Origin of the sequence: Nevskia sp. (assembly GCF_021732705.1) — a bacterium.
GTDB lineage: Bacteria > Pseudomonadota > Gammaproteobacteria > Nevskiales > Nevskiaceae > Nevskia.
In genome coordinates this window covers 22,332-36,491 of sequence record NZ_JAKFUM010000015.1, presented here as the reverse complement: position 1 = coordinate 36,491, position 14,160 = coordinate 22,332, and the positions used below count along the sequence as shown (strand labels likewise).

Annotated in this window: 12 protein-coding genes, 1 tRNA gene and 1 pseudogene; 9 read left to right on the top strand and 5 right to left on the bottom strand. The window is 66.4% G+C overall.

All coding sequences use genetic code 11. The features are described from left to right. Window positions 1-3 precede the first annotated feature (3 nt). Window positions 4-705, top strand: a complete 702-nt coding sequence (locus tag QZ951_RS16530; RefSeq protein ID WP_293002626.1) for a SprT family zinc-dependent metalloprotease — start codon at window positions 4-6, stop codon at window positions 703-705. A 517-nt stretch (window positions 706-1,222) separates the two neighbouring features. Here the strand turns inward: QZ951_RS16530 and QZ951_RS16525 are convergent. From QZ951_RS16525 to QZ951_RS16505, 5 genes and pseudogenes are all read right to left on the bottom strand, one after another. Continuing rightward, entirely contained in the window at window positions 1,223-2,569 is a 1,347-nt protein-coding gene (locus tag QZ951_RS16525; RefSeq protein ID WP_293002571.1) for a site-specific integrase, read from the bottom strand. Between the two features lie 151 nt (window positions 2,570-2,720). Beyond that, window positions 2,721-2,796: transfer RNA gene (locus QZ951_RS16520), tRNA-Phe, on the bottom strand. Window positions 2,797-2,937: 141 nt separating this feature from the next. After that, entirely contained in the window at window positions 2,938-3,213 is a 276-nt protein-coding gene (locus QZ951_RS16515; protein ID WP_293002569.1) for an oxidative damage protection protein, read from the bottom strand. Between the two features lie 86 nt (window positions 3,214-3,299). Further along, window positions 3,300-4,328, bottom strand: a pseudogene (mutY, locus tag QZ951_RS16510) (A/G-specific adenine glycosylase); the annotation flags it as partial. 11 nt (window positions 4,329-4,339) lie between these two features. Next, the gene (locus tag QZ951_RS16505; protein WP_293002567.1) at window positions 4,340-6,808 is read right to left on the bottom strand and encodes an AsmA family protein; all 2,469 of its coding nucleotides are present in this window, start codon (window positions 6,806-6,808) and stop codon (window positions 4,340-4,342) included. Window positions 6,809-7,010: 202 nt separating this feature from the next. Between QZ951_RS16505 and rimO the strand changes: the two genes are divergently transcribed. From rimO to QZ951_RS16465, 8 genes are all read left to right on the top strand, one after another. Next, a complete protein-coding gene (gene rimO / locus QZ951_RS16500) occupies window positions 7,011-8,420 on the top strand; it encodes a 30S ribosomal protein S12 methylthiotransferase RimO (protein ID WP_293002565.1) in 1,410 nt (469 codons plus the stop codon). Window positions 8,421-8,432: 12 nt separating this feature from the next. Further along, window positions 8,433-8,711, top strand: a complete 279-nt coding sequence (locus QZ951_RS16495; protein WP_293002563.1) for a hypothetical protein — start codon at window positions 8,433-8,435, stop codon at window positions 8,709-8,711. A gap of 67 nt (window positions 8,712-8,778) precedes the next feature. After that, on the top strand, window positions 8,779-9,480 hold the full coding sequence (locus QZ951_RS16490) for a pseudouridine synthase (protein WP_293002561.1): 702 nt from the start codon (window positions 8,779-8,781) through the stop codon (window positions 9,478-9,480). After that, on the top strand, window positions 9,477-10,664 hold the full coding sequence (locus QZ951_RS16485) for an NAD(P)/FAD-dependent oxidoreductase (protein WP_293002559.1): 1,188 nt from the start codon (window positions 9,477-9,479) through the stop codon (window positions 10,662-10,664). Before QZ951_RS16490 ends, QZ951_RS16485 begins: the two co-directional genes overlap by 4 nt. A gap of 94 nt (window positions 10,665-10,758) precedes the next feature. Further along, entirely contained in the window at window positions 10,759-11,646 is an 888-nt protein-coding gene (gene tesB / locus QZ951_RS16480) for an acyl-CoA thioesterase II (RefSeq protein WP_293002557.1), read from the top strand. 365 nt (window positions 11,647-12,011) lie between these two features. Beyond that, window positions 12,012-12,674 (top strand): TetR/AcrR family transcriptional regulator, encoded by a 663-nt coding sequence (locus QZ951_RS16475; protein ID WP_293002555.1) that lies wholly within the window; start codon window positions 12,012-12,014, stop codon window positions 12,672-12,674. 98 nt (window positions 12,675-12,772) lie between these two features. Next, window positions 12,773-13,075 carry a hypothetical protein gene (locus tag QZ951_RS16470; protein WP_293002553.1) on the top strand — a complete coding sequence of 101 codons (303 nt, stop codon included), beginning with the start codon at window positions 12,773-12,775 and terminating at the stop codon, window positions 13,073-13,075. A gap of 1 nt (window position 13,076) precedes the next feature. Next, window positions 13,077-14,042 carry an alpha/beta fold hydrolase gene (locus tag QZ951_RS16465; protein ID WP_293002551.1) on the top strand — a complete coding sequence of 322 codons (966 nt, stop codon included), beginning with the start codon at window positions 13,077-13,079 and terminating at the stop codon, window positions 14,040-14,042. Window positions 14,043-14,160 lie beyond the last annotated feature (118 nt).

The window sequence follows — 14,160 nt, the reverse complement described above, 5'->3', positions numbered from 1 at the left end:
ATCATGTTTGGCTCGATGACCTACGGCGGTGACTCGATCCCCTACGAGGTGCGCTTCCTGGCATCGCGGCAGACGCTGACGATCGAGGTTCACCCCGATAGCCGCGTGCTGGTGCGTGCGCCGCTGGGCTGCTCGGAGGCCGTGATAGCCGAGCGCGTACAGAAGCGCGCCGCCTGGATCAGTCGACAACTGGCCGAATTCGCGCGCTACCGCCCGCGCACCCCGGCACGGCAGTACGTCAGCGGCGAATCGCATCTGTATCTGGGTCGGCAGTACCGGCTCAAGCTGCTGCAAGGCGAATCGGCCAGCGTGAAACTCACACGCGGACAGCTCCTTGTCTGCTTACCCGACACCCCCGAGCCCGATCGTGTCAAAGCACTGCTGCACCGTTGGTACCTTGACCGCGCCGGGGCCGTGTTCAGTGAAGTGCTGAATGCCGCCTTGCCGCATTTCAAGGGCGTCGACGAGCCTCGCTTGATCGTGCGCACCATGCAGTCACGCTGGGGGAGTCTGTCGCTCATCGGAACGATGACATTGAACGTCAATCTGGTGCGCGCCCCGCGCCCCTGCATCGAGTACGTGGTGACCCACGAGCTGTGTCATGCCACACAGCGCGACCACGATGCACGTTTTTTCAAGCATCTGGCGCAGGTGATGCCCGACTGGGAACAGCGAAAGCGGCGGCTGGAGGCTGCATTGCTATAAGCCAGCTAGGCGTCGAAGCAATTTAGCGCGGTGGACTCGACGAAACCATCCCGATTCAAGTCGGTACGTTTCCCAACCTTACAATTGCTCGCTCGTTCTTCGTGGTCGGCACCAATCAAGCCATCGGAGACCAACTTCGCAGTGTCGCTGAACGAAGCCAAGCACGTTGATAGACCCAATAAAAGTGCGAGTACAAAGCAACCTTGCCATGAACGGTGGCCACGATGCGGGGCAGTCTCCCGCATCGTGGCATGGCGACCAATCGGGCGACCCGAAGCAGGGTCAAGCCCGTGCCGGCCGAGCCGGTGATCTCAGGCCGTCGAGCGGCATGGCTTTTGATGCCGATCGTCGGCTTGGGATCAGGCTTGACGCTGCTGAAGGCGTTGCACGAACCAAGGCAAGCGAAATTTACAAAGAATCACCCGGCTTTCACGAATCCAAAGGCCTGTGAAAGCTGCACAAATACGGGCAGCAGCGGTTGCACGGCTGATTTTTCGCAGTCAATCTTCCGCAAGCATCACGCGGCCTTCGCTCGTCTGCCTTCAAGCCAGAAACCACGGCGCTGCTTCTCAACTCCGAGCCGTTTGCAGGCCTTGTGAACGGCAACATCTGAAACCCCGAACTCCTTGGCAACCTCGGCAATCGGCTTTGACGAAATCAGCAATTTCAGTAACGTGGCATTGGTGGCTACGGCTTTCCATTGAGCCCGTATTGAAGGGTCGTCTGGCTGTCGATCGTCGCGCTCGCAGGCACCCATGGCGTGCAGATTCGCAACCGCGCCGCCTTCAAGCGCTGCCAGTTCCGAAGCGAGTGAGGCCGTCCTGAGGTGCGTGTATCGCGCGAGCATCGCGTCGGTCTTGTGTCCGGTCACGGCCCGGATGCGCGCATTGTCCCAGCCGGTACGCTCGATCAATCGCGATGTTGCTTCGTGACGAAGGTCATGAAAGCGTAGATCAAGCAGCCGTCCCGGCAGATCCGACAGCGCGACCCCAGCTGAAACCAGTTGCTGCGCCTCTGCGATCGCGACTCTCTTAAGTCGCTGCCACGCGCTGGAAATGGCCGATGTCGTTGCCCAGACGCAGCCAGACGCCCCGGGGCCCTGCTCGCGAACCAGTGCACGCATGGCGAGCCCCAGAGGCACGGTACGGGGGCTGCCGTTCTTCGTATCGGGAATCAGCACCGTTCCGCGATCAAGATTGACATTCCGCCAATCCACGCGGGCGATTTCCGACTTGCGCATCGCGGTGCCGAGCGCGAACCGGATGATGCTGCCGATGGGGGTGTGGGTCAGTGCTTCTACCGGATGCGCGAGGCGAAGGAGCAGTTCCTCTTCATCCGCAGCCAGCCGGTGGTCCCGCCCCTTCGCCTCCTTCAGCCGCGTCGTGGGCCCAATCGGATTGGTGAGCCCGACGCAGTGCATGCGCGACCGGGCACGATTGAACGCGTTGCTGATCAGCGACAGGTCCCGGTTGATGGTTCCGTTGGCAACCTGTTCCTCACGCTCCTCAATGAATCCGAGGATGTCGATCTCGTCGATCTCGTAAAGACGCTTGCCCGTCAGATCCGGAAACTTCTCGATGAGCCGCTGGGTCTGCCGCTCCTGTTCGACGTTGCTTTTCTGGTCCGCGCACATTTCAAGGCGGCGATTCAGCGCGTCCGCCAGCGTGAGATCGCGGGCGTCGATCGCCTTGGTCAACCGACCCTTGTCTTGGGCAGCTTTGATCCCTGCCAACCATTGTTCCGCCAGCGGGCGCGTCTCGAATGTCCGACTCTCTCGCCTGCCGTCGTGGCTGAACCGCGCGCAGAACTGATACGGCCCCCGCTCGATGATCGACCCGCTGTTCGGTCTTCCTTTCCTCGCCATTCGCCATCCCCTGCTTGTGGGGGACGGTATCCGTGTCGCTCGGAACCTGAATTTAGGCACAAATTTAGGCACAAAAATCCGAAACGGCTGCGGCGCTCAATTCAGCGGGCAAAAAAAAGCCCCTGTTTTCAGAGGCTTTCCCACCAATATATGGTGGCCGAGGACGGAATCGAACCGCCGACACGGGGATTTTCAATCCCCTGCTCTACCGACTGAGCTACTCGGCCAACGTGCAGCTTTTGCATGCCAGGTTGAGCTTCCGAGCGGGTCGGGCTGCAACGCGGAGCGCGATTAGACGCGACGGACGGGGGCGGCGTCAAGCAATCCGTGACGGCGCCGCATCGGCCTGCTTCGCGCTCGAACGCGGCTCAGGCGCGCTTCGGGGGGACGTAGCTGGTGTGGGTCAGATCGCCGCCGCCGAAGAAGTACTTTTCGAGCTCCGCCATCAGGAACTTGCGGGCTTCGGCGTCGGACAGCACCAGCCGGTATTCGTTGATCACGCGCGTCTGGTGCGCGAGCCAGCCGCTCCATGCCTGCTTGGAGACATGTTCGAAGATCCGCTTGCCGAGGTCGCCGGGGACGGGCGCGCGGTCGAGGCCTTCCGCTTCGGTGCCGAGCTTGATGCAGTGGACGGTTCGGGACATGGGTCTGGGTGTGCGTTCGGGGAAGTCGGGGATGGCGCGGGCGCAGCCGGAGCATCGACTGCCCGCTGGCGCAGCAGGAACTGCAGCACCGGGGCCGGGAGCCCGGGCAGCGGGTCGCGGCGCATGTTAAGCCAGCGCTGGTCGGGCTGCTCGTGCACTGCCGCGCCGACGTCGGTGACGAGGCGCAGGCGCTGCGGGGTCAGTTCCAGCTCGAAATGGGTGAAGGCATGGCGGAACGGCTGCAGGCCGCCGAGCTTCCGCACGGCCAGTCCGTAGCGATCGCGAACGGCAGCCGCGGGTTCGATGCCGGGATCGAGCACCGGCAGCGACCACAGGCCGCCCCAGATGCCGCTCGGCGGGCGACGCTCGATCAGCAGGTCGCCATCGGCGTTCTCGATCACCAGCAGTTGCGCCTGCCGGAACGGCCGCGCCTTGGCCGGTTTCGACGCCGGGAATTCGGCGACGCGTTCGTCGCGCCGTGCGACGCAATCATCGGCCACCGGGCAGCGCTCGCAGGCCGGCGCGCGCGCCGTGCACAGCGTCGCGCCCAGATCCATGATCGCCTGCGTGTAGTCGGCGAGCCGCGTCTGCGGCAGCAGACGCTCGGACACGGCCCACAGCCTCGCGGCGACCTTCGGCTCGCCCGGCCAGCCGGGCACCGCGGCATGGCGCGCCAGCACCCGCTTGACGTTGCCGTCGAGGATCGCGTGCCGCGCGCCATAGGCTTGGGCCAGGATCGCGGCAGCCGTGGATCGCCCGACGCCGGGCAGCGCCTGCACCGCTTCGAGGTCGTTCGGCATCTCGCCGCGATGCCGCGACGCCACCTGCTTCGCCGCGGCGTGCAGGTTGCGGGCACGGGCGTAGTAGCCGAGACCCGCCCACAGCGCGAGTACCTCGTCGATGTCGGCCGCGGCCAGCGCCGTGAAATCCGGAAAGCGCGCGAGGAAGCGTTCGAAATACGGGATGACGGTGGCGACCTGCGTCTGCTGCAGCATCACCTCCGACAGCCAGACGCGATAGGCCGACCGCGGCGACTGCCACGGCAGGTCGTGCCGGCCATGGACATCGAACCAGGCCAGCAGGCGGCCGGCGAAGTCGGGTTCGCCCGCCGCCACAGGCTTGCGGCTCAAGGCGTCGGAGCGGGCGTCGGGGCGGGTGCCGGCGCGGCAGGCGCGGGCGCCGGTGCTGGCGCAGCGGCCGGATCGGCCGGCGGCTTCTTCTTGCCGAACAGCGAGTTCAGGCCGTTGGTCAGCTTGTCCTTCAGCGCCGGGTTGGCATCGAGCGAGGTGCCGAGCTTCTTCTCGATCTGGGTATCGAGCTTCTCGCGCAGCTTGTCGCCCTTGTCGCCGACGAGCTGGTCGCGCAGGCCCTGCGTGGCCTTCTGGGTCAGCGCAGCCTTCAGGTCCAGCGCGTACTTCGGCTGGTCGAAGGTGCCGGTGACGCGGATCGGGATGACGATGCCGGTCAGGTCCGGCAGGTCCTTGCCGCCCTGCCCGCTCGCGGTGTTCACGATCGTCGGCTTGGCGGTGTAGTCGATGGTTTCACGCGCGAGATCGACCTTGCCGGCGCCGTCGACGCGGAACAGCGGGCTCTTCGCGTTCAGCGCATCGGACTGCAGCACGCCGTTGACGATCTTCGCGGCGGCACTCAGCTCGGTGAAGTCGGTCTGCACCGGCGCGCTGTCATTGAGCTGCTGGCCCTTCAGCAGCGCATCGCCCTTGCGCAGGATCTGGCCAAGGTTGAAGCCCTTGACCGCGCCGTTGACGAAGCTGAACGAGGCATCGCCGTTCAGCGCCTGCTTGATCGCGCCGACGGTCTTGCCGGTGGAGGTGACATCGAGCGCGAAATTGCCTTCGCCGGTCATCGATTCCTTGCCGGTGAAGTCTTTCAGCAGCGGGCCGGCGGAGATCGAGGTCAGTTGAAGCCGCTCGGCGTAGCGCGGCGTGCCGTCGGCGGTGATCTTCGTGGTCGACGCGATGCTGCCCCCGTAGAGCTGGGCGTTCAGGCCGATGACCTTGTCCTGACCCTGGGTCGCATTCAGCCGGAACTGCACGTTGTTCATGCTGACGTTCGAGACCTTGAGCTTGCCGATGTCGACCGTGCCGTTCGCGGTGAAGCCGTCCAGGCTCTGCACCGGCGGCTCCACCGCATTGGCGGCGGCCTTCTCCTCGGCAGTCAGCGGGCCTGGCTTGACCGGCGCGGGTGTCGGCAGATAGCGGTCGGCGTCGATGGCATCGAGCTTCAGCGCGAACTCCGCCGCTTTCGTGTCGAAGTTCGAGATGCCGAGGCTGCCGGTCGCGGTGCTCTGGTCGAGCTTCAAGGTCAGCTCGGCGATGCGCGCGCTCTTCGGCGTGGCGTCGATCTTGCCGCGCAGGCTCAGTTCCTTCAAAACGTTGGCGTCGGCCGTCTCGACCTTGATGTCCAGCAGCTTCATCAGGTCGCGCGGATTGAAGGTCTTGACCGAGATCGGACCGTAGAAGCGCGGGCTGTCGCCGTCCAGACCGATGCCGTCGAGCGCGATCGTCGCGTCGAGCCCGGCCACCTGCACGTCGCCACCGGCGAGCTTCATCGTGCCCTTGCTGCCGTCGTAGATGGCATCGCCGGTGAAATTCACGGTCTGCTTGCCGCCGGGCAGCGCCTTGCCTTCGGCGTCGATCTTCAGCGCGATCTTCTCGGCACGCACCTGCTGCTTGTCGATCACGGCCGAAATGCCGACGGCGAGCGCGACGTCCGCCTTCAGTTCCTTCTGCTCGGCCTTGACCTTGACGGTGAGCTTGTCGACGTTGGCGGTCTGCTTGGCAAGATCAGCCTTGACGTTGCCGGCCAGCTCGATGTCCGCCTTCTGGTCAGGCATCGTCGCCAGCACCTTCAACACCAGCTTGTCCGCCGCGTACTGCTGCTGCGCGAGGTCGTACTCGACGCGCGTCGCGAGCTTGACGTCGGCCTTCAGCGCAGGCGATTTCGCCGTGGTCGAGAAATCCAGCTTCAGGTCGAACGGCTCGCCCGGGGTGATCGAGCCCGTCGACAGATTCAGCCCGGACACGGCGTAGCTCTGCTTGGCCTTGGCATCGTCGTAGGCGATGTTGGCGTCGTTGATCGTGATGCCGCCGATGTTGATCGACTTGAGCCCCGGACCCTCGCTGGGCGCATCGGCCGGCGCGTCAGCGGCTGGATCGGGCTTCTTCTCGCCCGTCTTGGTCAGGTCGTCCCAGTTGCTGACGCCGTCGGCGTTCTTCGCAAGCCGCAGGTTCAGGCCGTTCAGCACGACCTTGCCGACCTTCAGCTCGCGCTGCAGCACCAGCGGCAGCAGCTTCAGGCCGACATCGGCCTCGGCGATCTGGGCCATCGGCTGGTCGCCGAAACCGGGCGCGTTGCTCACGCTGACCGCCTGCACGCGCGCGCCGAGCACCGGATAGATACTGAGCTTGATGTCGCCGACGGTCAGTTCGCGGCCGGTGGCGTCCTTCGTGGCCTTCGTGATCTGGCTGCGGAAATCGTTCGGATCGAAGAACAGCGCGAAGGCGCCGACCGCCAGCACGACCACCAGCAGCAGCGCGCCGACGATTCCGAACCCGATTTTCAGCAACTTGCCCATGACTGTGCTCCTGAGGGGGACGCTTTTGTTTGAACCTAGTCTAACGAGCGCCGATGAACGGCCGCTTGCCCGGCGTCATGCCGCCGGACAGCGCCGAGTGAGGCGACAACAACCTGCAGATTCGACCCCGCCGGTGGCGCGCGGTTCGGGTCGCCGCCCCAGCAGGTAAAATGCCGGCTCCCCGCTTCATTCCGGTGCCTTGATGCCCGCCGCTGCCGCCCGTTCCCGTCGCAAAACTCCCACTGCCGGGACGAAATCCGCCCCGAAAGTCGGCTTCGTGTCGCTCGGCTGCCCGAAGGCGCTGGTCGATTCCGAACGGATCCTGACCCAGCTTCGGGCCGAGGGCTATGAAACCGTCGGCAGCTACGACGCGGCCGATGTCGTCATCGTCAACACCTGCGGCTTCATCGATTCCGCCGTGGCCGAATCGCTCGACGCGATCGGCGATGCCATGGCCGAGAACGGCAAGGTGATCGTCACCGGCTGTCTCGGTGCCAAGCGCGACGTGATCACCGAGCGATTCCCGGACGTGCTGTCGATCACCGGTCCGCAGGATTACAAGGGCGTGATGAACGCCGTGCACGCGGCCGCACCGCCGCAGCACGACCCGTTCCTGGACCTGCTGCCGTCTCAGCGGCGTCCTGGCGGCGGCGCGGACGACATCGGCATCAAGCTGACGCCGCGCCACTACGCCTACGTCAAGATTTCCGAGGGCTGCAACCACAAGTGCAGCTTCTGCATCATCCCGTCGATGCGCGGCAAGCTGCGCTCGCGCCCCGTCGACGACGTGCTGATCGAAGCCCAGAAGCTGGCCCGCGCCGGCGTCCAGGAACTGCTGGTGATCTCGCAGGACACCAGCGCCTACGGTGCCGATCTCAAGTACGCCAAGCGCAGCTTCCGCGATGCCGAATACGAGACGCGGATGCTCGACCTGTGCCGCGGCCTCGCCAACCTCGACGCCCCGCACAAGCCGTGGGTGCGCCTGCACTACGTCTACCCGTATCCGCATGTCGACGGCGTGATCGAGCTGATGGCCGAGGGCCTGGTGCTGCCGTATCTCGACGTGCCGTTCCAGCACGCGAGTACCGCGGTGCTGAAGCGGATGAAGCGCCCGGCCGCCGCCGAGAACACCTTGCGCCGGCTCGAAGCCTGGCGCGCGATCTGCCCGGACATCACCGTGCGCTCGACCTTCATCGTCGGCTTCCCGGGCGAGACCGAGGCCGAGTTCCAGACGCTGCTCGACTGGCTCGACGAGGCGCAGCTGGACCGGGTCGGCGCCTTCACCTATTCGCCGGTCGATGGCGCCACCGCCAACGACCTGCCGAACGCCGTGCCGCAGGAGGTGATGGACGAGCGCCTCGACCGCTTCATGGCCAAGCAGGCCGAGATCAGCGCCGCCAAGCTGCAGAAGAAGATCGGCAAGACCATCGAAGTGCTGATCGACCATGTCGGCCCGGACGGCGTCATCGGCCGCAGCCAGGCCGATGCGCCGGAGATCGACGGGCAGGTGATCCTGAAGGGTGCCGCCAAGGCCACGCCCGGCCAGCGGGTGATGGCCAAGGTCACCGCCGCCGACACCCACGACCTGCACGCCACCGTGCTGAAGGCCTGACCGAGCATCGCCGTGGACCGCTATCTGAAGCCGTTCCTGTCTTGGGGCATGTTGCTGATTTCGCTGGCCTTGTTCGGGCCGCTGGCGGCGCTCTACTTCGTCTTCTGCTGGTTCGTGACGGCGCTGATCGACCGCAACATCCTGCGCAAGGAACGCGAGGAAACCTACGCCCATCAGGGCCTGCCCGAGGACGAGATCGACAGCCTGCTGCTGCCGCGTGACCGCATCGTGCGCATCGTCCGCAGCCTGTTCGCGTTCGGCGCGGCGGCGCTGTTCCATTTCTACGCATGAGCACGGCCGACCGGGCACCGACGACCCGCGTCTGAACCCGTGCGTCTGAACCCATGCGCCTGAACCCGTGCGTCTGAATAAATTCATCGCCGAAACCGGCATCAGCTCGCGCCGCGAGGCCGATGGCTGGATCGAGGCCGGCCGGGTCGCGGTCAATGGCGTGGTCGCGACGCTCGGCACGCAGGTCAACGACGGCGATCAGGTGACGGTCGACGGCAAGCCGATCGGCGCACCGAAATCGCATGTCTATCTGGCGCTGAACAAGCCGGTCGGCATCACCTGCACCACCGAGCGCCACATCGCCGGCAACATCGTCGACTTCATCAAGCACCGCGAACGCATCTTCCCGATCGGCCGGCTCGACAAGGATTCCGACGGCCTGATCCTGCTGACCAACAATGGCGACATCGTCAACGAGATCCTGCGCTCGGAAAACAACCACGAGAAGGAATACCGGGTGACGGTCAACCGCGTGGTGACGCCGGCCTTCATCAGTGCGATGAGCCGCGGTGTGCACCTGACCGAGCTCGATGTCCGCACCAAGCCGTGCAAGGTCGAAGCCCTCGGCGAGTTCAGCTTCCGGATCACGCTGACCCAGGGCCTGAACCGCCAGATTCGCCGGATGTGCGAATCGTTTGACTACAAGGTGGTGCGGCTGCAGCGCGTGCGCATCATCAACGTGCGGCTCGGCAATCTGAAGGTCGGCGCCTGGCGCGACCTGACGCCGGAAGAACTGCAGGGGCTGCTGCCGGAACGCAAGGTCTGGTGAGCGGCGCGACGGATGATGTGCTGATCCTCGGCGGCGGTGCGGCGGGGCTGTTCTGCGCATTCACCGCCGCGCGCCGAGGCCGGCGCGTGCGGGTGATCGAGCACGCGAATCGCGTCGGCAAGAAGATCCTGATGTCCGGCGGCGGTCGCTGCAATTTCACCAACACCGGCACCACGGCCGCGAACTACCTGTCGGCGAATCCGCATTTCTGCAAGTCGGCCCTCGCCCGCTACACGCCGTGGGATTTCATCGCGATGGTCGAGCGCCACGGCATCGCCTATCACGAGAAGGAACTGGGCCAGTTGTTCTGCGATGTCTCGTCGAAGCAGATCGTGCAGATGCTGGTCGACGAATGCGCCGCCGCCGGCGTCGTGATCGAGACCGACTGCACGATCAGCGACGTGCAGCAGCGCCTCGGCCGCTTCGAAGCGATCACCACGCGCGGCGTCTACACCGCTGCGTCACTGGTGGTTGCCACCGGCGGCCTGTCGATCCCGAAGATGGGCGCCACCGGCTTCGGCTACCAGATCGCCAAGCAGTTCGGCCACGCGGTGTTGCCGACGCGCGCCGGTCTGGTGCCGCTGACCCTGTCCGGCAAGCCGCTGGACGACTATGCCGATCTTGCCGGCGTCGCGCTGCCGGTGGCTGCCGCCGCCAACGATGCGAGCTTCCGCGGCGGCCTGCTGGTGACGCATCGCGGCCTGAGCGGCCCGGCGATCCTGCAGATCTCGTCGTACTGGCAGCCGGGCGACGCCTTGCATCTGAACCTGCTGCCGGACGACGACGCCGAACGCTGGCTCGTCTCGCAGCAGGCGGAGCGGCCGGCCTCCGAACTGAAGACGGTGCTGGCCGAGGTGCTGCCGAAGCGCTTTGCGCAGCGCCTGTGCGAACGCTGGCTGCCGGCGAACAAGCCGCTGCGCCAGTATCGAACCGCCGAGTTGAAGGCGCTGGCCGCGCAGCTGCAGGATTTTCCGGTCACCGCCAGCGGCACCGAGGGCTATCGCACCGCCGAAGTCACGCTCGGCGGCGTCGATACCGACGGCGTGTCGTCGAGCACGATGATGTCGAAGCGGGTGCCGGGCCTGTATTTCATCGGCGAAGTGATCGACGTCACCGGCTGGCTCGGCGGCTACAACTTCCAGTGGGCCTGGGCCTCCGGCCACGCGGCAGGACTGAGCGCCTGAGGCTGCCGGTGCCCGCGCGCGCCCGGCAGGTCCATTTGGCGCGCTGCAACATGACGGCTAAGCTGCCCGCCTTTCTTCGCGTTTGCCGACTGCCATGAATCGCTGCCTGACCGATCTCGTTCACCTGCTGGATCTCGAACCGCTGGAGGTCAACCTGTTCCGCGGCCAGTCGCGTGATCTCGGAGGCAAGAGCGTGTTCGGCGGTCAGGTCATCAGCCAGGCGCTGGTGGCGGCGGCACGCACCGTGGATGCCGTGCTGCCGCATTCGCTGCACGCGTATTTCCTGCGGCCAGGCGACATGGAAGCCCCGATCGTGTACGAGGTGGATCGCGTCCGCGACGGCCGCAGTTTCACCACCCGGCGGGTGCAGGCGATCCAGCACGGCCAGCCGATCCTGTCGCTGATCGCGTCGTTCCAGCGCGAGGAATCCGGCTTCGAACACCAGATGCCGATGCCCGAGGTGCCGGCGCCGGAAACCCTGACGGGCCAGCAGGCGCTGCGCGAACGCTGGCTGGCCGACGAGGTGGCGCGCAATCCGGGAATGCCGGAGCGCTTCCGCACGGCGTTCCTGCGCGAGCAGGCGTTCGAGTTCATGCACGTCAACCCGCTGAACCCGTTCCAGCCGGAGGCGCGCGAGCCGCGGCAGGCGTTCTGGTTCCGCGCCGCCGGTCGTCTGCCGGACGATCCGCTGCTGCACCGCTGCGTGCTGGCCTACGCCTCGGACTTCAACCTGGTGACAACGGCGCTGCTGCCGTACAAGCGCACCTGGTTCTCGCAGGACATGGTCGTGGCCTCGATCGACCACGCGCTGTGGTTCCACCGCGATGTCCGGGTCGACGACTGGCTGCTGTACTCGATGGACTCGCCGAGCGCGCAGTCGGTGCGCGGCATGACCCGCGGCCTGATCCACGACCGCAGCGGCCGTCTGGTCGCGAGCACCGCGCAGGAAGGCCTGATGCGCGAGATCACGCCCCGCAGCTAACGCGGGCGCGCACGGGCTGCCGCGGGGCAGCCACGCGGCGCAAAACAGGCTGTACGCATGATCCGCCCGACGCTCGCGATCGACGATCGGTTGCGTGTGGATGCTGGCGGGCGCACCTGACGGGCCAATCCGGACGAACAGCACGCAGACCTTGCCACTGGCTCGCAAGTGAGAACTGGCTCGCGAAACGACCCCGCTGCTCTTGCGATGATCCCATTCCGCAAAGTTGGCTTTCCTCTTGGAAGCGCCGACTGGCGGCAATCGCAACGGACTGCTCCGTCTGATCGACACCTCCGCCATGACCGGTGGGTTGCTCGGACCCTCTGCCGCGTTCGTTGCCAGGTTCCCGAGCATCGACGAGTTCCATGGCTCGCCCGAAACAGACCTCTGAAGTCGCTGACAGCATACGCGCCGAAATCTGCGCCGCAGCCGCACGCCTGTACGACCGCAACGGCTACGAGGCGGTGACGCTGCGGGCGATTGCCGCCGAGATGGGCCGCAGCCAGGCGCTGCCGTACCGCTACTTCAAGAACAAGGACCACATCTTCGCGGCACTCCGCGCGAACTGCTTCGATCGCCTGTCGGACCGGCTGCTGGCCGCGACCGCCGTCGTCGACGAACCGCTCGCGAAGCTGTACCGGATGGTGATGTCGTTCACCGAATTCGCGACTTCTCAGCCGGCCGAGTTCCGGCTGATGTACTCGCTGCGGCAGCCGAATCCCGCCCACTTTCCGGAGCTGCAGGCCGCACGGCTTCGGACCATCGCTGTCGTCCAGGATGCCTACCAGTTCGCCGCCAGTGCCGGACGGCTGCGGGGCGATGCCATCGTCGGCGCCCACATTACCTGGGCCTCGTTCCACGGCCTGTTGAGCCTGCATCTGGCCAGCCAGCTGAATGTCGGCCTGAGTCTCGATGACCTGATCGAGCCGATGCTCGACACGCTGTTCGGACCCGGCACCGTCGCCACCGCCAAGGCCGCCCGCGAACGCCCGCCCGTGGTGCCGGAAAGCCCCAGCGACCACGGCTGACCGGGTCGGCGGCGGCCCGCTCGCCGCGACGGGAAGAAATACCCAGTGGACACCTTGAAACGCTTTGTGCACACTTGTTCACATTGCGGAGGACGACCATGGCACGACACGAATCGCTGCAGCAGTTGCAGGGCGCTCTGGCCCTGCTGAAGACCGGGATCGACCGCGGCAGCGCCCGCATCGAGGAAATGCATCTGGCGATTGCCGACAAGCCGTTCCGCGCGCTTGCCCTGGTACCCGGCGTCGGCACGGTCAGCGATCAGGTCCGCGCCGTGCACGATGGCATCACCCGCGGCGTGCATCTGGCGATCCGTCTCGCCGCCCATCACGGTTTCGATGCACTGAGCAAGGCGCTGGACCCGCCGCCGGAACCGCAGCGCCGTCTGCCCGGCCCGCGCTGACATGGGCGCACTGGCCGCGGTCCTCGGCAAGGGCATCGGCGCCGTCAACGGCGTCTTCGGCGATTTCCTCGCCCAGAGCGGCAACGGGCTGGCGATCACGCTCGGCTTCCGTACCGCCGACGGCACGGCGGTGGCGACCGACCGCGCCGCGCTGACGCGACATTTCGGCACCGCGGGCGTCGATGTCGCGATCTACCTGCATGGCCTGTGCTGCGACGAGCAGGTCTGGCAGCTGTACCGCATGCCGGGCGTGCCGACGATGCCGGAAGCGCTGCAACAGGCACAGGGCTGGACGCCGGTCTATGTCCGCTACAACAGCGGCCGGCACATCGCCGACAACGGCGAAGCCCTCGCCGACGCGCTGGATCGGCTGGTCGCGAACTGGCCGGTGCCGGTGCGTCGCATCGCGCTGATTGGCCACAGCATGGGCGGACTGGTCGCGCGCAGCGCCGCGCACCACGCGCTCGAAGCGAATCGCGCCTGGCCGGATCGGGTCACGCATCTGGTCTGCCTCGGCAGCCCGCACCACGGCGCGCCGCTCGAGAAGTTCGGCCACGTCGCCACGACCCTGCTCGGCGCGCTCGACATCACCCGGCCGGTGGCGGTCGCGATCAACGCCCGCTCGGTCGGCATCAAGGATCTGCGTCACGGCGCGCTGCGCCGCGACGACTGGCAGTCGCGCCATCCGGACGAGCACGCCGACGACACCCGGCAGCCGGTGCGCGTGCTGCCGAAGGCACGGCATCACTACGTCGGCGCGCTGCTCGGTGCCACGGCCGAGTCGTTGCCGAGCTGGCTGATCGGCGATGGTCTGGTCCGTGCGCCGAGCGCCACCGGCCACCATGCCGACGACCGACGCCGCGTGCCGTTCGCGCCCGGCGACGGCGTGATGCTGCCCGGCCTGCACCATCTGAAGCTGGTCAACCATCCGGCGGTTGCCGCACACCTGCTGCGCTGGCTGGCCTGAGCCGGATCCGCCTCCCGCATTCCCGGGGCGTAGCCCGTCCCTGCATGTCGCGCGGACGGCAGCGAGAACTGGTTGGCACCGCCGCTTGGCGACCGGCTTGGAAAAAGCGCGGCGAGCG

Coding starts and splice junctions, on each gene's coding strand:
- QZ951_RS16530 (WP_293002626.1), top strand. CDS start 4: ATGTTTGGCTCGATGACCTACGGCGGTGACTCGATCCCCTACGAGGTG.
- QZ951_RS16525 (WP_293002571.1), bottom strand. CDS start 2,569: ATGGCGAGGAAAGGAAGACCGAACAGCGGGTCGATCATCGAGCGGGGG.
- QZ951_RS16515 (WP_293002569.1), bottom strand. CDS start 3,213: ATGTCCCGAACCGTCCACTGCATCAAGCTCGGCACCGAAGCGGAAGGC.
- QZ951_RS16505 (WP_293002567.1), bottom strand. CDS start 6,808: ATGGGCAAGTTGCTGAAAATCGGGTTCGGAATCGTCGGCGCGCTGCTG.
- rimO (WP_293002565.1), top strand. CDS start 7,011: ATGCCCGCCGCTGCCGCCCGTTCCCGTCGCAAAACTCCCACTGCCGGG.
- tesB (WP_293002557.1), top strand. CDS start 10,759: ATGAATCGCTGCCTGACCGATCTCGTTCACCTGCTGGATCTCGAACCG.
- QZ951_RS16475 (WP_293002555.1), top strand. CDS start 12,012: ATGGCTCGCCCGAAACAGACCTCTGAAGTCGCTGACAGCATACGCGCC.
- QZ951_RS16470 (WP_293002553.1), top strand. CDS start 12,773: ATGGCACGACACGAATCGCTGCAGCAGTTGCAGGGCGCTCTGGCCCTG.
- QZ951_RS16465 (WP_293002551.1), top strand. CDS start 13,077: ATGGGCGCACTGGCCGCGGTCCTCGGCAAGGGCATCGGCGCCGTCAAC.